Origin of the sequence: Dietzia sp. oral taxon 368 (genome assembly GCF_002999155.1) — a bacterium.
Taxonomy (GTDB): Bacteria; Actinomycetota; Actinomycetes; order Mycobacteriales; family Mycobacteriaceae; genus Dietzia; species Dietzia cinnamea.
This window is the reverse complement of the sequence record NZ_CP027238.1, coordinates 2,744,112-2,764,120: the sequence shown is the minus strand read 5'-3', so window position 1 is coordinate 2,764,120 and position 20,009 is coordinate 2,744,112. Positions and strand designations below refer to the sequence as shown.

Annotated in this window: 17 protein-coding genes; 5 read left to right on the top strand and 12 right to left on the bottom strand. The window is 71.9% G+C overall.

The features are described 5' to 3' along the window. The 11 genes from C3V38_RS12890 to infC all read right to left on the bottom strand — a co-directional run bounded on the left by C3V38_RS12890 (nt 1) and on the right by infC (nt 11,062). Nucleotides 1-498: a hypothetical protein gene (locus tag C3V38_RS12890; RefSeq protein WP_106385952.1), complete on the bottom strand. Its 498-nt coding sequence runs from the start codon at nt 496-498 to the stop codon at nt 1-3. Beyond that, nucleotides 495-1,532: an N-acetyl-gamma-glutamyl-phosphate reductase gene (gene argC / locus C3V38_RS12885; RefSeq protein WP_106385951.1), complete on the bottom strand. Its 1,038-nt coding sequence runs from the start codon at nt 1,530-1,532 to the stop codon at nt 495-497. The genes C3V38_RS12890 and argC overlap by 4 nt, the downstream gene beginning before the upstream one ends. Before the next feature lie 43 nt (nt 1,533-1,575). Further along, the gene (locus tag C3V38_RS12880; RefSeq protein ID WP_254425987.1) at nt 1,576-2,403 is read right to left on the bottom strand and encodes a DUF2786 domain-containing protein; all 828 of its coding nucleotides are present in this window, start codon (nt 2,401-2,403) and stop codon (nt 1,576-1,578) included. A gap of 125 nt (nt 2,404-2,528) precedes the next feature. Continuing rightward, nucleotides 2,529-3,353 (bottom strand): bifunctional hydroxymethylpyrimidine kinase/phosphomethylpyrimidine kinase, encoded by an 825-nt coding sequence (gene thiD, locus C3V38_RS12875; RefSeq protein WP_232303089.1) that lies wholly within the window; start codon nt 3,351-3,353, stop codon nt 2,529-2,531. After that, the gene (gene pheT / locus C3V38_RS12870; protein WP_061228763.1) at nt 3,346-5,835 is read right to left on the bottom strand and encodes a phenylalanine--tRNA ligase subunit beta; all 2,490 of its coding nucleotides are present in this window, start codon (nt 5,833-5,835) and stop codon (nt 3,346-3,348) included. Before pheT ends, thiD begins: the two co-directional genes overlap by 8 nt. A 43-nt stretch (nt 5,836-5,878) precedes the next feature. Continuing rightward, on the bottom strand, nt 5,879-6,934 hold the full coding sequence (gene pheS / locus C3V38_RS12865) for a phenylalanine--tRNA ligase subunit alpha (protein WP_061228764.1): 1,056 nt from the start codon (nt 6,932-6,934) through the stop codon (nt 5,879-5,881). Between the two features lie 236 nt (nt 6,935-7,170). Beyond that, complete coding sequence (locus tag C3V38_RS12860; RefSeq protein ID WP_106385950.1) at nt 7,171-8,832, bottom strand: ABC-F family ATP-binding cassette domain-containing protein; 1,662 nt, start codon at nt 8,830-8,832, stop codon at nt 7,171-7,173. Next, nucleotides 8,829-9,701, bottom strand: coding sequence for an RNA methyltransferase (locus C3V38_RS12855; RefSeq protein ID WP_061228766.1), 873 nt, complete (start codon nt 9,699-9,701; stop codon nt 8,829-8,831). Before C3V38_RS12855 ends, C3V38_RS12860 begins: the two co-directional genes overlap by 4 nt. Before the next feature lie 10 nt (nt 9,702-9,711). After that, entirely contained in the window at nt 9,712-10,092 is a 381-nt protein-coding gene (gene rplT / locus C3V38_RS12850) for a 50S ribosomal protein L20 (protein ID WP_007630820.1), read from the bottom strand. A 69-nt stretch (nt 10,093-10,161) separates the two neighbouring features. Next, entirely contained in the window at nt 10,162-10,356 is a 195-nt protein-coding gene (gene rpmI, locus C3V38_RS12845; protein ID WP_007630819.1) for a 50S ribosomal protein L35, read from the bottom strand. Between the two features lie 94 nt (nt 10,357-10,450). Next, entirely contained in the window at nt 10,451-11,062 is a 612-nt protein-coding gene (gene infC, locus C3V38_RS12840) for a translation initiation factor IF-3 (RefSeq protein WP_100086307.1), read from the bottom strand. A 332-nt stretch (nt 11,063-11,394) separates the two neighbouring features. On the opposite strand from infC, the gene C3V38_RS12835 reads away from it, so the two are divergent. After that, the gene (locus C3V38_RS12835) at nt 11,395-11,793 is read left to right on the top strand and encodes a DUF1844 domain-containing protein (protein ID WP_061228767.1); all 399 of its coding nucleotides are present in this window, start codon (nt 11,395-11,397) and stop codon (nt 11,791-11,793) included. Nucleotides 11,794-11,873: 80 nt separating this feature from the next. Here C3V38_RS12835 and uvrA read toward each other — a convergent pair whose 3' ends face one another. Next, nucleotides 11,874-14,942 carry an excinuclease ABC subunit UvrA gene (gene uvrA, locus C3V38_RS12830; RefSeq protein WP_106385949.1) on the bottom strand — a complete coding sequence of 1,023 codons (3,069 nt, stop codon included), beginning with the start codon at nt 14,940-14,942 and terminating at the stop codon, nt 11,874-11,876. A gap of 150 nt (nt 14,943-15,092) precedes the next feature. On the opposite strand from uvrA, the gene C3V38_RS12825 reads away from it, so the two are divergent. The 4 genes from C3V38_RS12825 (at nt 15,093) to C3V38_RS12810 (ending at nt 19,992) form a co-directional block, all read left to right on the top strand. Continuing rightward, nucleotides 15,093-15,794: an MBL fold metallo-hydrolase gene (locus C3V38_RS12825; protein ID WP_106385948.1), complete on the top strand. Its 702-nt coding sequence runs from the start codon at nt 15,093-15,095 to the stop codon at nt 15,792-15,794. 109 nt (nt 15,795-15,903) lie between these two features. Further along, nucleotides 15,904-16,950 (top strand): DoxX family membrane protein, encoded by a 1,047-nt coding sequence (locus tag C3V38_RS12820; protein ID WP_106385947.1) that lies wholly within the window; start codon nt 15,904-15,906, stop codon nt 16,948-16,950. Nucleotides 16,951-17,116: 166 nt separating this feature from the next. After that, nucleotides 17,117-19,561 (top strand): ATP-binding domain-containing protein, encoded by a 2,445-nt coding sequence (locus C3V38_RS12815; RefSeq protein ID WP_106385946.1) that lies wholly within the window; start codon nt 17,117-17,119, stop codon nt 19,559-19,561. After that, entirely contained in the window at nt 19,558-19,992 is a 435-nt protein-coding gene (locus tag C3V38_RS12810; protein WP_254425986.1) for a DUF732 domain-containing protein, read from the top strand. The genes C3V38_RS12815 and C3V38_RS12810 overlap by 4 nt, the downstream gene beginning before the upstream one ends. The last annotated feature ends 17 nt before the right edge of the window (nt 19,993-20,009 follow it).

Genomic DNA, 20,009 nt, shown 5'->3' with positions numbered 1-20,009 from the left:
TCAGGCCTCTCCGGGCTGGTCGGGGATGGTCAGGGCGAGATGGACGTCGGCGCCGCCGCGGTGCCGGAACCGGAACTCGACGCCGTCGGCCGTGGGCACCGGCTCGGGCAGCGGCGAGTACTCGGTGTCCGGCCGGAAGACGAGGACCTCGATCGGGCCGACCTGCGTCCCGGACGCCGCGGCCAGCGACTCGGCGACGCTCTCGGCGACGAGGTGCGCGGCGGTGAAGTCGGCGGCCGTGTCCCCGGCGCCGGCATCTCCGATCAACACCACGGCCCGGGTGGCGGGGACCTGTGCGCAGCGGGCACTCCACTGGAGTTCGCCGGCCAGCGCCGTCTCGGGCACGCCCGGCGCGGAGATGTCGAGCCGGGCCGCGGTGCCGACGGGCGCCCACCAGGACACGCTCCCTGGGTCGTCGATGTACGTCCAACGGACGAGGCCGTGGAGATCCTCCCCCGGCACGGCGCCGTCCGCGCCGACCGGTCCGGCGTCTGTCACGGGGCGAGACCCACCGTGCTGAGCCCGTCGGTCTCGGGCAGGCCGAGCGCGAGGTTCATCGACTGGATCGCCCCGCCGGCGGTGCCCTTGGCCAGGTTGTCGATCGCGGCGGTGAACACCGCGCGGCCCGCGCGCTCGTCCACCTCGATGCCCAGCTGCACGGCGTTGGAGCCGAGAACGGAGGCGGTCATGGGCTGCACGCCGGCGGGTAGGACGTGGACGAACGGCTCGGCGCCGAACGCCTCCGCGTAGACCGCGCGCAGCTCGGCGGCGCTCGCCGTGGTGGGGGCCACGGCGGTGGTGAGGATGCCGCGTGCCATGGGGGCGAGAACCGGCGTGAAGCTCAACGACACCTCCTCGTCGGTGACCGACCGGAGGTTCTGGAGGATCTCCGGGGTGTGCCGGTGGGTGGTGACGCCGTACGCCTTGACCGAGCCCATGACCTCTGAGGCCAGCATCGGGACCTTGGCGGACTTGCCGGCGCCGGACGCGCCGGTGACGGAGACGATCGTGATGGCCGAGGCGTCGATCAGCTTCGCCGCGACGGCCGGGAACAGCGCGAGCGTCGCCCCGGTGGGAAAGCACCCGGGCACGGCGACACGGCGGGTGGTCCGCAGCGCCTCGCGCGCCCCCGGCAGCTCGGGCAGCCCGTACGGCCACGACCCGGCGTGCTCGGAACCGTAGTAGCCCGTCCAGTCCTCGGCGCTGGTGAGCCGGAAGTCCGCGCCGAGGTCGACGACGAGGACGTCCGGCCCCAGCTGCTCGGCGATCGCCGCGGAGTGCCCGTGGGGCAGGCCGAGCACCACCACGTCGTGGCCTGCGAGGGACTGCGCGTCGGTCTCCGCCAGGACGCGGTCGGCGAGCGGCAGCAGGTGCGGGTGATGCTCACCCAGCGTCTGCTCGGCGTTCGACCCGGCGGACAGTGTGCCCAGCTCGAGCTCACCCGACACGTAGGCCGGATGCCCCAGGAGGAGGCGGAGGAACTCCCCTCCCGCGTATCCCGAAGCACCTGCGACCGCTACCTTGATTGCCATGCGCACGAGTATGCACGACGTTGCAACCTTTTGCACGTGGGGGTCAGGCCCCCAGCTGTCGCCGTCCCCCCGCGAACCGCCGCTGCCCCAGGTCCACCGAGCCGCCCAACCGGCGCCCCTCCTCGATCCCGGACATACCGACCCGTCGGCGGGAGCCGCGCACCGCGGTCGGGAACCGGCGGCGCAGTTCCGCGTCCGCCCGCTGGGCGTCCGACCGGAGGACGATCCCCGCCCCTGCCGCGTCGCGGCTCTCGGCGACGGCGCCCCGCTCGGCGGCCTCCAAACGCCGGCCGACCTCGAAGGCGAACCCGGTCATGAACGACTTGCGATGGGTGACGGCGGAGACGCCGGGCGCCGGGCGCTGGCGGGCCGCCGCGGCGAGCATCACCCCGGTCAACGCGCCGGCCAGCATGCCCACCCGCTCGACGTGCCGACGGACCCCGACGATATGGACGACGCGCGTGTTGTCCCCGCGCACGGCGGTGACGGCCCGGCAGTGCATCGCCGACGCGAGTGCGGCGACGAGGCCCACCTGGTCGGGCTGATAGCTGCCCGAGACCACGTGGTCGAGCACGGTCACCTCCGCCGCGGTGGTGTCGGGACCCGTGCGCGCCAGCGCCTCGTCGACGCCGTACTTGGCGAGAAGTGCGTAGGCGCGCTCGAGGAGCACGTCCGCCTCCGGCGTGCCGGCCACGCTCTCGGCCTTGGCGAAGAGCTTGCGCACCCGGTCCAGCGCCTTCTCGGGTGGCGGGGCGTCGTCGCGGCCGCGCGGGCCCGCACCATGCGGGTCGCGGTCGTCCGCTCCGCGCCGGTCGCGGTCGCTCCCGTGGCGCTGGTCGTCATGCGAGGAGGTGGCGTGGGAGGCGTTCATGGTCTGCTCCTGGTCGTCTCGGCTGTCAGTCGGGACGGATGCTCGCACACGTGTACGACACCGACGGCGGCCGCGCCTCGGCCGGAGCAACCGTGCCCGACGTCCGGGGCGACCCCCGGAGACGCTCAGCGGTGCAGGAACCAGGTGTGGTCGAGCGGCCCGGATCCGCGGCCCACCTCGAGTGCGAGCCCACCGTGCAGCGCCCCGTCCATCCACGGCCGGACGCGGCGGTAGGCCGCCTCCCAGTCCGGCACGCCGACACGGGCGGTGGCCAGGGCCGAGGACAACGAGCATCCGGTGCCGTGCGTGTGCGGGGTGTCGACCCGCACGAACGGCAGGCGGAGCGTGGTCCGCCGGCCGCCCTCGGTCTCGACGAGGACGTCCTCGGCGCTGCCGTCCTCGAGGTCGCCGGTGGTGGCGAGCACCGCGCAGCCGGTCTGCTCGTGAACGAGTTCGGCCTGACCGACGATGGTCTCGATGTCCGTGGCGCTCGTCTCGCCGCACAGGACGGCGAGCTCGGGGACGTTCGGCGTGACAAGGTCCGCGAGGGGTACCAGGTCACGGAGCCTGTGCGCGGCGTCGTCACTGGCCAGCTGGCCACCGGTGGTGGCGACCATGACCGGGTCGAGGACGACGTGCGGAGGACGACGACGACGAAGCCAGTCCCCGACCGCCTCGACGAGGCCCGCCTCACCGAGCATGCCGATCTTGACGGCGTCGATCACCACGTCCTCGGCCACGGCGTCGAGCTGGGCGATGACAGTCTCGGGCGGCACGGCGTGCACCCCGGTGACGCCGACGGTGTTCTGGACGGTGACCGCGGTGACGGCGCCCATCCCGTACCCGCCCATCGCGGCGACCGCCTTGACGTCCGCGAGCAGACCCGCGCCGCCGGACGGGTCGGTGCCCGCGATGCACAGCACCCTCGGTGCCCGGACCCTGTCAGCCACGCAGAACCGCCCCCACGGCCTTCTCCGCGGCCTCGACGGCCGCGCTGCGCCAGGTGCTCGCCTCGTCCTCGGTGAGCGTGCGGTCGGCGGCGCGGAACGTCAGCGCATACGCCAGGGACTTGCGGCCCTCGCCGAGCTGGGCGCCGGTGTAGACGTCGAACAGGCGCACGCTCTCGAGCAGCTCCCCGCCCCCCGAGCGCAGCGCGGACTCGACGTCCGCGGCTGGCACCGAGGCGTCCACCACGAGAGCGACGTCCTGGTTCACCGCCGGGTACGCCGAGATCGTCGGGGCCGGCAGGACCTCACGGACACCGATCGCGGTGAGGTCGAGTTCCACGGCGCAGGTCCGGGCCGGCACTCCGAGTCGCTCGCACGCCGCCGGGTGCAGTTCGCCGGCGTGCCCGACGACGACCGAGTCGACGAGCACCTCCACACAGCGGCCCGGGTGCCAGGGCGCGCACTCCGCCGCCCGGACACGCACCTCGGCACCGAGCGTACGACCGACGATCCTCGCCGCCTCCACCGCGTCGAGGGCGTCGGCCTCCCGGCCCGGGCCAAAGTGCCCGGCCGGCTCGCGCTTGCCGGTGTACAACGCAGCGACGTGCAGCGGCTGCTCGGGCAGCGAGGCGCTCAGCCGCTCGCGCTCCTCCGGGGTGGGCTCGCGGTCGACCGGCAGCATCTCCACCGGCGCGGTTGTGGGCGTACGGAACGACACCTGCGCGACCGAGAACAGCGCGAGATCGCGAGTCCCCCGGGTGATGTTGCGGCGGGCGATCTCGACCAATGAGGGCAGCAGCGTGGTCGCGAGGTGCGACTTGTCGCTCTCGAGGGGGTTGACCACGGACATCGTGTTGCGGCGCTCGTCGTCGTCACCCAGTCCCATGTCGTCGAACACCGACGGATCACAGAACGGGGACGTCAGCACCTCCACGTGCCCGGCCGCGGCGAGGGCGTGACCGACGGCGCGTCGCCCACGCTGCTCGGCGGTCAGGCCCCGGCCCGCCGGGGCGGTGGGCAGCACCGACGGGATGTTCTCCAGCCCCTCCAGGCGCAGCACCTCCTCCACGAGGTCGGCCGGCAGCGCGAGGTCGGGACGCCAGGTCGGCGGCGTGACCTCCAGCAGCACTGCGTCGTCACCGGCGACGGCGCAGCCGATCTGCTCCAGGCGCCTCCGGGCGGTCCCGGCCGGGTACCCGACGCCGGCCACGCGCGAGGGGCGGTCCGGGTCGAACGCGATCGTCGGCATGACCGGGGCGGACCCCACGTCCGTGAGCGAGTCCTCGACCGTGCCGCCGGTGATCTCGGCGAGCAGGGTGGCCGCGCGGTCCAGGGCGGCGATCGAGGCCGCCGCGTCGACCCCGCGCTCGTAGCGCTTGCCGGCCTCACTCGGCAGCTTGTGACGGCGGATCGTCCGGAACACCGCGAGCGTGTCCCACACCGCGGCCTCCAACAGGACGTCGGTCGTCGTGTCCGAGACCTCGGTGGAGGCACCGCCCATGACGCCGGCCATCGAGATGGGGCCGGTCTCGTCGCAGATGACGACGTCCTCGGGGTCGAGGGTGCGCGTGACGTCGTCGAGCGTCACCAGGGTCTCCCCCGCCCGCGCACGACGCACAACGAGACCGCCCTGCACGCGGGCGGCGTCGAACGCGTGCATCGGGTGACCGAGTTCGAGCATGACGTAGTTGGTGACGTCTACGGCCGGGGAGATCGGACGCACGCCCGAGAGCAACAGGCGGCGGGCCATCCACCACGGGGTGCGCGCGGCCGGGTCCACGCCCGTCACGCGACGCAGGGCGAACCGCCGGGCACCGGACTCGGCGGTCACCTCGAGCGGCCAGGCCTCCTTCTCCGACGGCAGCCCGAGCTCGACCGCCGGGTCGGCGAAATCCAGGTCGAACCCGCACGCCAGCTCGCGGGCCAGGCCGCGGGCAGACAGGCAGTAGCCCCGATCCGGCGTCACGTTGAGTTCGATCACGGTGTCCCGCTCGCCGGCGCCCGCGGCCAACACCGGGCCGGCGGGGTCCCCGGGCTCGGCGGTGCCCTCGGCGAGGACGATGATCCCGCTGTGGTCGGAGCCGATCCCCAGCTCGGAGGCCGAACAGATCATGCCCTCACTCGGCTTGCCGTAGGTCTTGCGCTTGCCGATCTCGAACCCGCCCGGCAGGACGGTGCCCGGTAGGGCGACGACGACCAGGTCGCCTTCCGCGAAGTTGCGGGCGCCGCACACGATCTGCTGCGGCTCGTCACCGCCCACGTCGACCAGACAGAAGCGGATGGGCTTCTTGAAGCCCTCGAGCTCCTCGATACTCGCGACCCGGCCGATCGTGAGCGGGCCGGTGATCTCGGGGAGCTGCTCCGGCTCGCCCTCCACCTCGAGGCCGACGCGAACGAACCCGGCGTCGAGCTCGGCGGGCGTCACGGACCAGCCGTCGTTGGCCCGCTGCAGGATCTCGGTCAACCAGGACTGCGCAATTCGCACTGTGGGGTCCTTCGTCTCAGTGTGGTGGGAGGGGTGCGGCGCGTCAGGCGCGGATGCCGAAGGGCAGGGAGAAGCGGACGTCGCCCTCGACCATGTCGCGCATGTCCGACAGGCCGTTCCGGAACTGCAGGGTGCGCTCCAGGCCCATACCGAACGCGAAGCCCGAGTACTCCTCGGGGTCGATCCCGCAGGCCGTGAGGACGTTCGGGTGGACCATGCCGCAGCCGCCCCACTCGACCCACCCGGCGCCGCCCTTCTTGCGGGGGAACCACACGTCCACCTCGGCGGAGGGTTCGGTGAACGGGAAGTAGTTGGGCCGCATGCGCGTCCGGGTCCCCGGACCGAACAGGGCGCGCGCGAACGCGTCGAGCGCGCCACGCAGGTGGGCCATCGTCAGCCCCTTGTCTATCGCCAGACCCTCCACCTGGTGGAAGACCGGGGTGTGGGTGGCGTCGAGCTCGTCGGTACGGAAGGTCCGGCCCGGGCATGCCACGTAGATCGGCGGCTCGCGGTCGAGCATCGTGCGGATCTGCACCGGGGAGGTGTGCGTGCGCAGCACCTGGCGGCTGCCCTCGGGCGCGACGTGGAAGGTGTCCTGCAGCGTGCGCGCCGGATGATCGGGCAAGAAGTTCAGCGCGTCGAAGTTGTAGTGCTCCGCCTCGACCTCGGGCCCCTCGGTGATCTCCCAGCCCATCGCCACGAACACGTCCGTGACCTCCTCGGTGATGATCGTGATGGGATGCTGGGCTCCCACCGGGGCGCGTCCGGACGGGACCGTCAGGTCGAGCGTCTCGGCCACGAGGACGGCGGCGTCGCGCTCGGCCTGCAGTTCGGCCAGGCGCCTGTCATATGCCTGCTGCACGCGCCCGCGGGCCACGTTGACCGCCTTGCCGGCCGACGCCTTCTGCTCCTTGCGCAGCGCGCCCAGGCCCCGCCGCGCCAGGGCGACCGGACTGCGGTCGCCCAGATGCGCCGTCTTGGCGGCGGCCAACGCGTCGAGGTCGGAGGCTCCCGCGAACGCGGCCTCGGCGTCGGCGGCGTAGCCGGTCAGTGACTCCTCGTCGATCCGGACCTCGCCCGCGCCTGTGTCTTCGCTCACCAGTGCCCTCGTCCTCCCCGTCACGTCGGCCTCTCGCAACCGACACACCACGGGTTCCGAGGGTAGTCGATCCCCGTAGCGCCCCCGGGTCCGCCCGGGCCGGCTCGTCCGAGGGCTCAGCCCCGGCGCCGGGTCACCGCGCTCCTCGTCGTCGTCATCTCCTCGCCGGATCCCACACCGCGGCGGCGACAATCCTGACGGCTTGCGCTCCGAGCTGATCCCGCCGGCAGGCTGCGTCACCTGGCCTCCCGGACGGCCCCCGACTCCACCACGAACTCGCGGGTCGCGCGGAAGGTGTCCCGCATGCGCCGGTCGTGGGTCACCAGCAGGACCGTCCCGTCGAAGGCGTCCACGGCCTGCTCGAGCTGCTCGATCGCGGGAAGGTCGAGGTGGTTGGTGGGTTCGTCCAGGACGAGCAGGTTCACCCCGCGCTGCTGGAGCAGCGCCAGCGCCGCGCGGGTGCGCTCGCCCGGTGACAGCGTGGCGCAGGCCCGCGCGACGTGCTCGCCGCCGAGCCCGAACTTGGCCAGGAGTGTTCGCGCCTCGGTGGGGTCGAGCCCGGCCGGGTCGGCGGCCACACAGAACGTGTCGAGCAGCGTGTCGCCGCCGCTGAACTCCGAGCGCGCCTGGTCGACCCGGCCGGGCACCACGCCGGACCCGATCGTCGCGCGCCCCGCATCGGGCGACGACGCTCCGGTGAGCACCGCCAGCAGGGTGGATTTCCCGGCACCGTTGGCCCCGCTGACGAGGACCCGGTCGCCGGCACCCAGCTGCACGGTGACGGGCCCCAGCGCGAAGTCCCCGCGCCGGACCACCGCGTCGGTCAGCACCGCCACCACCGCGCCGGAGCGGGGTGCGGCGGCGATCTCCATGCGCAGCTCCCACTCCTTGCGCGGCTCCTCGACCACCTCGAGCCGCTCCATCGCCCGCTCGGACTGGGCGATCTTGGCAGCCTGCTTCTCCGACCGCTGTCCGGCCCGGTTGCGGATGTGCTTGTCCCGTTCGACGTCCTTGCCGCCGGTCTTGCGCATGGTGTTGCGCACGCCTTTGTCGAGCCAGGTCTTCTGCGTCTGCACGCGCTCTTTGAGCTGGTCGACCCGGCCCGCGTACTCCTCATAGGCTTCGCGGGCCCGCTGCCGCGCCAGCGCGCGCTCGGTCAGGTAGGACTCGTAGCCCCCGTCGAACACGGTGATCTGCCGCTGGGCGGAGTCGAGTTCGACGATGCCGGTCACGCATCGGGACAGGAACTCGCGATCGTGGCTGACCACCACCATGGGGCGGCGTTCGGACCGCATGAACTCCTCGAGGACGGCCAGTCCCGCGAGGTCGAGGTCGTTGGTCGGCTCGTCGAGGAGCAGGATGTCGTACTGGCTGAGCAGGACGGCGCAGAGGTTGACGCGCGCGGCCTGCCCTCCCGACAGCGCGGTCATCGGCAGCTCCGTCACGGCGGCGTCGAGCCCGAGCCGCGCGGCGGTGGCGGGGATCCGGTCGTCGAGGTCGCCGCCGCCGAGCGCGAGCCAGCGTTCGAGGGCGTCCCCGTAGGCCTCGGCGGCGGCGGTGGAGTCGGCCATCCGCTCCGCGAGCGCGTCCATCCGCGCCTGCGCGTCCGCGACGCCGGTGACGCGGTGCAGGAAGTCGCGCACCACCTCGTCGTCGTCCCGCTCCACCTCCTGGCGGAGGAGGCCGACCGTGGCGTCCGGCGGGCTGACGGTGACCTGTCCGGTCATCTCCGCGAGAGGGTCGCCGGCCAGCGCGTGGAGCAGGGTGGACTTACCGGCGCCGTTGGGCCCGGCCAGGCCCCAGACGTCACCGGGGGCGACGACGAGGTCGAGCCCGTCGAACAGCGTGCGCGCTCCCCGGGTGGCGCCGACTCCGCGGACGGTGAGCGTGGCGCTCACGCTCCCGCCTGCAGCCGGGAGCTGGTGTGCAGGCAGATGGACGCCGCAGTGACGATGTTCAGGCTCTCGGCGCGACCGCGGATGGGGATGCGAACCCGCAGGTCGGCGGCGACGGCGAGGTCAGTCGGCACGCCGTGGGCCTCGTTGCCGAAGATCCACGCGGTGGGAGCGGCGAGCACATCGTCGGCGCGTTCGATGTCGACCTCTCCGCCGGCGTCCGCGACGGCGACCTGCAGACCCGCCCGGTGGGCGCGACCGACGAGGTCGTCCTCGGCGATGCCGCGTACCACGGGGAGGTGGAAGACACTCCCGGCCGAGGAACGGACGGCCTTGGGGTTCTCCGGGTCGACCGCTCCCTCGGTGAGCCACACGGCGTCGGCGCCGAGCGCGTCCGCGACACGGATGAGGGTACCGACGTTGCCCGGCTCGGCCAGTCCCTGACCGACCGCGACGAGGCGCGGCGAGGCGACCATGTCCGGCCCGTCGTTCGTCACCGCGGCGCGCGTGGTGGCGTCGGCGGCGGTTCGCGTGACGGAGCGGCAGACAGCGACGATCCCGGTCGGCGTGACGGTATCGGACAGCCCGCGGATGGCGCGGTCGGTCACCACGGACACCGGGACGCCGGCGGAGCGACCGGCGTCGATCAGGCCGCCGAACCGGTCGAGCGCCGCCTCGGTACAGAAGAGTTCGACGGCGGAGCCGGTGGCGAGCGCGGCCTCGACCGAGTTGGCGCCCTCGGCGAGGAAGCGGCCGGCCTTGCGCCGGGCAGCCGAGCGGTGGAGCTTGGATGCGGAAACGACCCGCGGGGTCCGTTCGGTGAACGGATCCGCGGGTCGCCCCGTGCCCTGGTCGGGCGGAGTGTTCGTCAAGTCGCGGGTGTCAGGCAGCCGGTGCGTTGACGTCGGCCGGCAGAGCCTTGCGTGCGACCTCGACCAGCGCCGTGAAGGCGGCCGGGTCGGTGACGGCGAGGTCGGCGAGCACCTTACGGTCCACCTCAACGCCGGCGAGCTTGAGGCCCTGGACGAAGCGGTTGTAGGTCATGTCGTTGGCGCGGGCCGCGGCGTTGATCCGCGAGATCCACAGCTTCCGGAAGTCGCCCTTGCGCGCGCGACGATCGCGGTAGCTGTAGGTCATCGAGTGGAGCATCTGCTCCTTGGCCTTGCGGTACAGCCGTGAACGCTGCCCACGGTAGCCCTTGGTGGACTCGAGTACGGTCCGACGCTTCTTCTGGGCGTTGACTGCCCTCTTCACGCGTGCCACTGGTCAATCCTCACTGGTCTGGGTCGGTCGCCTACGGGGCGACCGTGAATTACTGAAGGTAGGAGGGGCTCAGAGCCCGAGGAGCCGCTTGATGCGGGGCACGTCGGCCGGGGCGACGTCCGTGCGGCCGTCGAGGCGACGGGTGCGCTTGGTGGGCTTCTTCTCCATGATGTGGCGGCGGTTGGCCTGCTGGCGGACCAGCTTGCCGGTTCCGGTCTTCCGGAAGCGCTTGGCAGTGCCCTTGTGGGTCTTCATCTTCGGCATGATCGGTCTTCCTCACATGGTTCGGCCCGGAATGCCCGGTGGGGCCTCGGGTGTGCGGACGGCGTGCGTCCGTGGTCTTGTCGGCGCGGAGGGCCTACTCGGACGCGGGGTCGGTGACCTTCGAGTCCTGCGCCTTGGCGCGGGTCTTGGCGCCGCGGTGGGGGGCCACGACCATGGTCATGTTGCGGCCGTCCTGCTTGGCGCTGGTCTCCACGTATCCGTACTCGGTGATGTCGTCGGCCAGGCGCTGCAGCAGCCGGAACCCGAGCTCGGGCCGGGATTGCTCACGGCCACGGAACATGATGGTGACCTTGACCTTCGAGCCCTTCTCGAGGAAACGGACGACGTTCCCCTTCTTGGTCTCGTAGTCATGTGTGTCGATCTTCGGCCGGAGCTTCTGCTCCTTGACGACGGTCTGCTGCTGGTTCTTCCGCGACTCGCGCTCTTTCTGCGCCGCCTCGTACTTGAACTTGCCGTAGTCCATGATCTTGCACACCGGCGGGCGTGCGTTGGGCGCGACCTCAACGAGGTCCAGATCGGCCTCCAGGGCCAGACGAAGTGCATCCTCGACGCGAACGATCCCCACCTGCTCGCCCCCGGGGCCGACGAGTCGGACTTCGGGGACACGGATTCGTTCGTTGATACGTGCTTCGGCGCTGATGGGCCCTCCTCGGTAGTTACGGTGCTGGCGTCCGCGACCACTCACGTGGCCGCACAACCGCCCTCGAGGGGCCCCACGCTCGCCGGCCGTGGCCGGCGAAGCCGAGAAGGCCCCACGGCATGTCTACCGGGGGCCTCTCACTCCTCACCCGTCGACGAGAACACGTCCGCGATCACTCGCGGTACCCCTCGCCGGGGTGGTGACCATCAAACTGCCTCGCGGCGTCGGATGGTGGGAGATCGGGCTCCTCTTGGACGACGGAACCCGCGTCGTAGCGGGCTCCCACAGTCGGTGATGAACTCTACCAGTTCCGGCCGTTGCCCCCAAACCGGTGTCGGTACACACGGCTCCGGGCGGTCCGTGGGACAGTAAACGGCATGAGCACCGACCATCCTTCATCCGCCGACCAGGCCACCGAGAACCTGCTCGGGGATCACCTCGACGCTCGCGAGGTCGAGATCGTCGATCTGGCGGACGTCTCCGCGCAGGAGATCATCTTCCGTTCCATCGTCGTCCTCATGAGTGCCGCGGCCGAGAAGCTGGGGCTGTCCGACGATGACCCGGCCTCGAGCCCGCGCCTCGACCTCGACGAGTCCCGCAAGCTCATCACCGCTCTCGCGGGCCTGGTGACCGGCTCGGCCGAGCATCTCGGGCCCCAGGCACGCGTCGTGCGTGACGGGCTGCAGGGCCTGCAGCGGGCGTTCCGCGAGGCCAGCGCGTACCCCGACGAGCCCGGCGAGGGCCCCGGCGAGAAGTTCACCGGCCCGGTCTACTGACCTCTCCCCCACCGCGGTCGGCGCCCGCACGGCGCCGACCGCTCGCATCGGGCACGCACCACGCGCCCGGAGGCGGGTGATCAGCGCAGCGCGCGCGCCCTGCGAGCCGCCTTGGCGGCGGTCTTCTTGGCCGCGGTCGGGGCGGGCTTCTTCGTACCCGAACTCTTCTCTCCGGTCTGCCTCGAACCGGCCTTCGCCACACCGGCCTTGCGCGCCCCGTTCGTCGCGGTCGAGGCGGAGGGCTTCTCTCCCGCGCCCGTTCCGTCGGTCCCCTGCCCCGTCGAGGTATCCGCTGCGGGCAGGACCTCCGCGAGGAACCGTCCCGTGTGGCTCTCCGGGACGGTGGCGACCTGCTCGGGGGTCCCCTCGGCGACCACGGTCCCGCCGCCGGCACCGCCCTCCGGTCCCATGTCGATGACCCAGTCGGCGCTCTTGATGACGTCGAGATTGTGCTCGATGACGATGACGGTGTTGCCCTTGTCCACCAGACCCTGGATCACCAGCAGGAGCTTGGTGATGTCCTCGAAGTGCAGACCGGTGGTGGGCTCGTCGAGGATGTACACCGTCCGTCCGCTGGAACGCTTCTGCAGCTCCGCTGCGAGCTTCACGCGTTGGGCCTCGCCGCCCGAGAGGGTGGGCGCGGGCTGGCCGAGTCGGACGTAGCCGAGCCCGACCTCGGTGAGCGTCTTGAGGTAGCGGTGGATCGAGGTGATGGGCTCGAAGAACTCGCAGGCCTCCTCGATGGGCATGTCGAGCACCTCGGCAATGGTCTTGCCCTTGTAGTGCACCTCGAGCGTCTCGCGGTTGTACCGCGCGCCGTGGCACACCTCGCACGGCACGTAGACGTCCGGCAGGAAGTTCATCTCGATCTTGAGCGTGCCGTCGCCCTGACAGGCCTCGCAGCGCCCGCCCTTGACGTTGAACGAGAACCGGCCCTGCTTGTAGCCACGCACCTTGGCCTCGGTGGTCGCCGCGAACAGGGTGCGGATCTTGTCGAAGACGCCGGTGTAGGTGGCCGGGTTGGAGCGCGGGGTCCGGCCGATCGGCGACTGGTCCACCTGGACGAGCTTGTCGAAGTCCTCGACCCCGTCGATCCGGGAGTGCCGGCCGGGGACCTGCCGCGCGCGGTTGAGCTGGTTGGCGAGCGTCGTCGCCAGGATGTCGTTGACAAGGGTGGACTTACCGGACCCCGACACCCCGGTGACAGCGCACAGCACGCCGGCGGGGAACACCACGTCGACGTTCTTGAGATTGTTCTCCCGGGCGCCCCGGACGCGGAGCCGCTTGTCCGGGCTCGGCTCGCGCCGCTTCTCGGGCACGGCGATCTGGCGACGACCGGCCAGGTAGTCGCCGGTGAGCGACTCCGTGTTGGCCAGCAGCCCCTTGTAGTCGCCCGAGTGGACGACCCGCCCGCCGTGTTCACCGGCCAGCGGGCCGATGTCGACGATCCAGTCCGCGGACCGGATGGTGTCCTCGTCGTGCTCCACCACGAGCAGGGTGTTGCCCAGATCGCGGAGACGGACGAGGGTGTCGATGAGGCGGCGGTTGTCGCGTTGGTGCAGGCCGATCGACGGTTCGTCGAGCACGTAGAGCACTCCCGCCAGACCCGACCCGATCTGGGTGGCCAGGCGGATACGCTGGGCCTCACCACCGGAAAGACTGCCGGCGACGCGGTCCAGGGAGAGGTAGTCCAGGCCCACGTCGAGAAGGAACCCCATCCGGGCCTGGATCTCCTTGAGGACACGGCCGGCGATCATCGCCTGCCGGGAGTCCAGTTCCAACCCGTCGAGGAAGGCCGCGCAGTCCTCGACCGACATTCGGCTGATGTCGGCGATCGAGCGCTCCTCGCCGCCGGGGCCCGCGAGGGTGACCGCGAGGATCTCCGGCTTCAGGCGGGTCCCGTCGCAACCCGGGCAGGGCACCTCCCGCATGTAGCCCTGGTAGCGCTCCTTCTGCGATTCGGACTCGGTCTGCTCGAGGCGACGCTTGAGGAACGACATGACGCCCTCGAACTTGGCGTCATAGGTGCGGGTCCGTCCGAACCTGTTGCGGTACTGGACCCGGACCTTGGTCGGGGCTCCCCCCAGCACGGCCTTGCGCACCTTTGCGGGCAGGTTCTGCCACGGCGTCCGCAGGTCGAAGCCCATGTCGCTGGCCAGGCCGGTGAGGAGCTGCTGGAAGTAGTCCGCGCTCTGGCCTCCCGACCACGGTGCGATCGCGCCGTCGGCCAGGGACCGCTCGGGATCGGGGACCACGAGGTCGGGGTCCACCTCGAGGTGCGCTCCTAGGCCGTCACACACCGGGCAGGCGCCGTATGGGTTGTTGAACGAGAACGCGCGCGGCTCCATGTCGTCCAACGCGATGGGGTGGCCGTTGGGGCACGCCATGTGCTCCGAGAACCGCCGGTGGCGGGCGGGATCCGACTCGTCGCGGTCCACGTACTCGATCACGATCACGCCGTCGGCGAGGCCGAGGGCGGTCTCGACGGAGTCGGTCAGCCGCTGGCGCGAGGACGGCTTGGTCGCCAACCGGTCGACCACCACCTCGATGTCGTGCTTCTCCTGCTTCTTCAGCGTCGGGGGCTCGGACAGCGAGTGCAGGACACCGTCCACTCGCACACGGCTGTAGCCGTCGGCGGCGAGCTGCGCGAAGAGGTCGACGAACTCACCCTTCCGCGTCCGCACGACGGGCGCGAGCACCTGGAACCGCGCCCCTTCCTCACCCTCGAGGATCTGGTCGACGATCTGCTGCGGGGTCTGCCGCGAGATCACCTCGCCACACGTCGGGCAGTGCGGCACCCCGGCGCGCGCGTAGAGCAGACGGAGGTAGTCGTGGACCTCGGTGATGGTTCCGACGGTCGACCGGGGGTTGCGGTTGGTCGACTTCTGGTCGATCGACACCGCCGGCGAGAGCCCCTCGATGAAGTCGACATCCGGCTTGTCCATCTGACCGAGGAACATCCGGGCGTAGGAGGACAGCGACTCGACGTACCGACGCTGACCCTCCGCGAAGATCGTGTCGAACGCCAGCGACGACTTGCCGGAGCCGGACAGCCCCGTGAAGACGATCAGCGAGTCGCGGGGCACGTCGATGTCCACGCCCTTGAGGTTGTGCTCCCGTGCGCCGCGGACGACCAGACGGTCCACCATGGGTTCTCCTTCCGAGTGGGGAGCGCCGCCACTGATCCGTGACGGAAGCCGTACGCCGGGGCATGGCCACCGTTCCCGCAGACGAAGGTACCAACGTGGTACGACACGTTTACGGCCACCGGCCGCGTCCGACGTCGGTAGCCTGCAGTTATGTCGAATCCCACCGAGTCCCTACCCGACCGCATCACCCTCACCGAGGGTTATTCCGGCCGCCTCTCCGGGCGCCTGACCGGCGAGCGCTGGACCGTGGGTCCCGCGCGACTGAGCAAGATCTCCGTCGGCGAGATGGACAACAACGTCTACGTCATCGAGTCGACCGACACCGGCGCGGTCCTGCTGGTCGACGCCGCCAACGACGCGCCGCAGCTCGTCGAGCATCTGCGCGACCGCGCCCCCGGCATCAGGGAGGTGCTGACCACCCACCTGCACGCCGACCACTGGATCGGCCTCGCTGAGACGGTCGAGGCGCTCGGCCTGACCACCATCGCCTCCCCCGGTGACGCCGCGGGCATCGACGTCCCCACGGATCGACACGTCTCCCACGGGGACGAACTCGAGGTGGGCGACCTCCGACTGGAGGTCATCGGCCTGCGCGGCCACACGCCCGACGGCATCGCCCTGCTCCTGCGGACGGACGCGGGGACCCATCTGTTCTCGGGCGATTCGTTGTTCCCCGGCGGGCCCGGCAAGACCGGATCCCCGGAGGACTTCACCACCCTGATGGACGACCTGGAGTCCCGGGTCTTCGACGTCCTCGACGACGACGTGGTGGTCCACCCCGGACACGGCGACGACACGACGATCGGCGCCGAGCGTCCGCACCTGGCCGAGTGGCGCGACCGCGGGTGGTGACGGTCGGTCGACTCGCCCGCCGACCGGCGACCCGCGACCGCGACCGGAAGCGCGCGCCGCGAGTTCGCACTAGGTTCGGTGACGCACTCCCACCTATCCAGGAGGAACGATGATTCGACGACTCGCACGACCCATGCTCGCCACGGTGTTCGTCATCGACGGCGTTGAGACGCTTCGCAATCCGCAGGCCCACGTCGCCGATGCCGCACCGCTCGTCGACAAGACGGCACCGCTGGTGGAGAAGGGTGAGCAGGCCGTCAACGAGAAGGTGTCCACGTCGGTGCCGCCGGTGCCCAAGGACACCGAGACGCTCGTCAAGGCGCTCGCCGGGGTGAAGATCGGCGCGGGCGCGCTGTTCGCGCTGGGCAAGGCCCCCCGCCTGTCGGCACTGGCACTCACCGCCGCCCACGTCCCCTCGGCGATCAGCCGACACGCGTTCTGGATGGAGTCCGACCCGGCCGCGCGCAGCCGCAAGACCACGGGGCTGGCCACGGACGTCGCACTCCTCGGTGCGCTCCTGCTCGCCTCCGTCGACACCGCCGGTCAGCCCGGCCTGGCGTGGCGCGCCCGCAAGGCCGGCGACACGGTCGCCGCCAAGCTACCCGGCGCGAAGGCCGAGTCCGCTGCGGCCGGCGCGGCGATCGCCGGCGTCGCCCACAGCGTCGCGGACCAGGCGCGAGGCGCCGCCGATACGATCCGGGACAAGGCCCCGGAGATGGCCGAGACGGTGCGTGAGAAGGCCCCCGAGGTGGCCGACCAGGTTCGTGAGCAGGCGACCGGCATCGCCGGGGCCGCCCGCGAGAAGGCTCCCGAGGTCGCCGGCCGGCTGCGTGGGCGCGCCGCCGCCGCGCGGGATCAGGCCGCTCCGATCGCCGCCCAGGTCCGCGACGCGGCCGTGCCGGTCGCCGCCGAGGTGCGGGGCCGCGCCGACGCCGCCGCCCGCGTCGCGTCCGACCAGGCCGACGACGTCCGCAACGCCGCGCTGGCGCGGAAGAAGGCCGCGGAGAAGCAGGCCGAGAAGAAGTCCGCGCGACTCGGCAAGGACGCCAAGAAGAAGACCGCCCGGTTCGAGAAGGACGCCGGCAAGGCGGCCCTGATGGCCAAGAAGAAGACCGACGAGGTCCGGGCGAAGGCGGCCGACGCCATCCATCCCTGACCCGTTCGGGACCCGGCCGCCACTCGGGCCGGTCGGCTCCCCGGACGATCTCGTCACCCGATGACCCCGCCCGCACCCGGGCGGGGTCATCGCCGTCCGAGGGCACGTCGCGGATCCCGGTACCCTGGACGTCCTGCCCGAACAGCCCCAACCGGAAGGAGCGCCTGTGACGGGACACGACGCCGTCGACGAGGAGCAGCGTCACCTCGGTCGTCTCCTCGACCGCCTCGAGGAGTTGCGGGCGGACACCCGCGCGCGGCTCGACGCCGTCCTGCGCACCTCCGGCGGGACGCCGCAGGCCCGGTCGGAGCGGGAGTCGTTCGCCCGGCTCTACTCGTCGGAGCTCGCGGCCTTCAGCGCGGCCAACCTGGGCCTGTACTTCGGCCGCCTGGACATGGGTGACGGGGAGGTCCGGCGGATCGGCCGCGTGGGGCTGCGGGACGACGACGAGGACCTCACCACGCTGCTGTTGGACTGGCGCGCCGACCACAGCCGCCCCTTCTACCTGGCCACGACCGCCCGGCCCGAGGGCGCGCACCGCCGTCGTCACCTGCGCACGATCGGGCGTCGGGTGATCGGTATCCACGACGAGTACCTCACGGCGCCGGAGGACGGCGAACTGCCGGAGGACCACGACGACGTGGTAGGGGAATCGGCCCTTCTGGAGGCACTCGACACCGCGCGGTCCGGGCACATGACGGACATCGTGGCGACCATCCAACGCGAGCAGGACGAGATCATCCGCAATCCCCACACGGGCGTGTTGGTCGTCCAGGGCGGCCCGGGCACGGGCAAGACCGCGGTGGCCCTTCACCGCGCGGCGTATCTGCTCTACACCCACCGTCAGCGCCTGGACCGCAGCGGCGTGCTCATCGTGGGCCCCAACGCGCGGTTCCTCGACTACATCGCCCGGGTGCTGCCGTCGCTCGGCGAGTCGGGGGTCGTGCTGCGCACCCTCGCGGATCTCTACCCGGGCGTGCGGGCGACCGGCCCGGAGACACTGCGCGGTGAGGAGGTCAAGGGATCGGGCGAGATGGTCGGGATCCTCAAGGCCGCCGTGCGGGCGCGTCAGCTCGCGCCGCCGTCCGAGATTGTGGTGCGCGTGGAGGGCCACGACCTCACGCTCGCCCCCGCCACGGTTCGGGCGGCGCGTGGGCGGGCGCGGATGACCCGGCGTCCCCACAACCAGGCGCGAGAGGCGTTCGCGACGCGGATCGTCGACGCGCTCACCGAGCAGTACGTGGCCGCACTGACCGATCCGGTGTGGCGTGCGGAGGACGAGGCGTGGTCGCCGGAGGGCGACGGCGTCGGGGATCTCGGGGACCCGGCCCGGCCGCTGTTGGAGGCGGACGACCGCGCGGAGCTCCGGCGCGAGGTGGAGGCCTCACGGGACGTCGCGGAGATCGTCGACGAGTGGTGGCCCGTCCTGCGGCCGGAGCAGGTGCTGGCCGATCTGCTCTCGAGCCGCGAGCGTATCGCCGAGGCGGCGGGTGACTACGTCGCGGAGGACCAGGAGGCGCTCTTCCGCCGGGACGGCGCAGCGTTCTCGGTGGCCGACGTGCCGCTGCTCGACGAGCTCGCGGAGCTGCTCGGGGAGGACCCGACCGCGGACGGCAGCGAGGCCGACCGGGCCTGGGCCGTGCAGCTGCGCCAGGCGGAGGAGGCGCTTGAGATCCTCACCGGCTCGGCGGTCCAGGACATCGAGGACGATCTCGATCCCGAGGTGCTCATGGCGTACGACGTGGTCGACGCCGAGGCGCTGGCCCGCCGCCACAGCGCCGATTCGGACCTCACGGTCGCGGACCGCGCGGGAGCCGATCGGACGTGGGCGTTCGGGCACGTGATCGTGGACGAGGCCCAGGAGTTGTCCACCATGGCGTGGCGGGTCATCATGCGCCGCTCCCCCAACCGGTGGATGACCCTCGTCGGGGACGTGGCCCAGACGTCGAGTCCGGCCGGGATCGACTCGTGGCACGACGCCCTGTCGCCGTACGTCGACGACCGGTGGATCCTGACCGAGCTGACGGTGAACTACCGGACGCCCGAGACGATCTCCGCGGTGGCGGAGCTGCTGCTGGCGGAGATCGATCCCGACGCGGCCTCGCCGCGCCCGGTGCGACCGGGGCGGCGTCCGGTGGCCTGGCTGGAACCGGAACCCGACGCGGTCGCGCGGGTCGTGACGGAGAAGATCCGCGCGGTGCCGTCGGAGCGCGCGGTGGCCGTCCTGGTCCCGGACGACGGCGGGGAGGTTGACGGGCGCGGCCACGACGGTGGCGTTGGCCTTGGCGTTGGCGTTGGCGGCGACCATGACGGTGACGACGACGAGGGCACCACTCCGCGGTACGCCGCCCTCGCCGAGGTCGCGGAACGGGCCCGGCCGGGGACATCGGTGCTGCCATTGGCCCTGGCCAAGGGGCTCGAGTTCGACGTGGTCGTGGTCGTGGACCCGGATCGTGTGCTCGCGCGCTCGCCGCAGGGTCTGCAGGACCTCTACGTCGGCACCACCCGCGCCACCCAGGAACTCGTCCTGGTCCAACCCGGGGGCTTCGGCCCGCTGCTCGCGGGGATCCGGGACCGCGTGGCCGCCGCAGACCGCGAGCTCAGCGCATGAGGCGCGTCCGTGCACGGGTGTTGGCCACGACGGCGCTCCTCGCGGTGACGGCCGTCGCGGCCGCGTGTGGCGATGCAGCGGACGGGTCTGACGCCAACGGGTCGACCACGGCGGCCTCGCCCGAGACCGTCGCGGCGGACACGTCGGTCGGCGCCCGGCCGGGGACGGGTGGGCCGCTGCGCACCGAGGAGGAGCGCGCCTTCCTCGCCGACCTGGCCGGTCTCGGGTTGCCGACCGAGATGACCGCGGAGACGACCCTGGAGGTCGGTCTCGGCATCTGCCGGGGAATCGACGACGGCGCGGACACCGAGACGGTCCTCGATCGGATCCGTCCCCTCACCAGTGCGATCGCGTCCCAGAACGACGAGTGGGACACGGCCGGGGTCGGTCGCGCGCTCATCGACGCGAGCCGGGCCCGCCTCTGCGACTAATGGCGGGGTGAGACTGA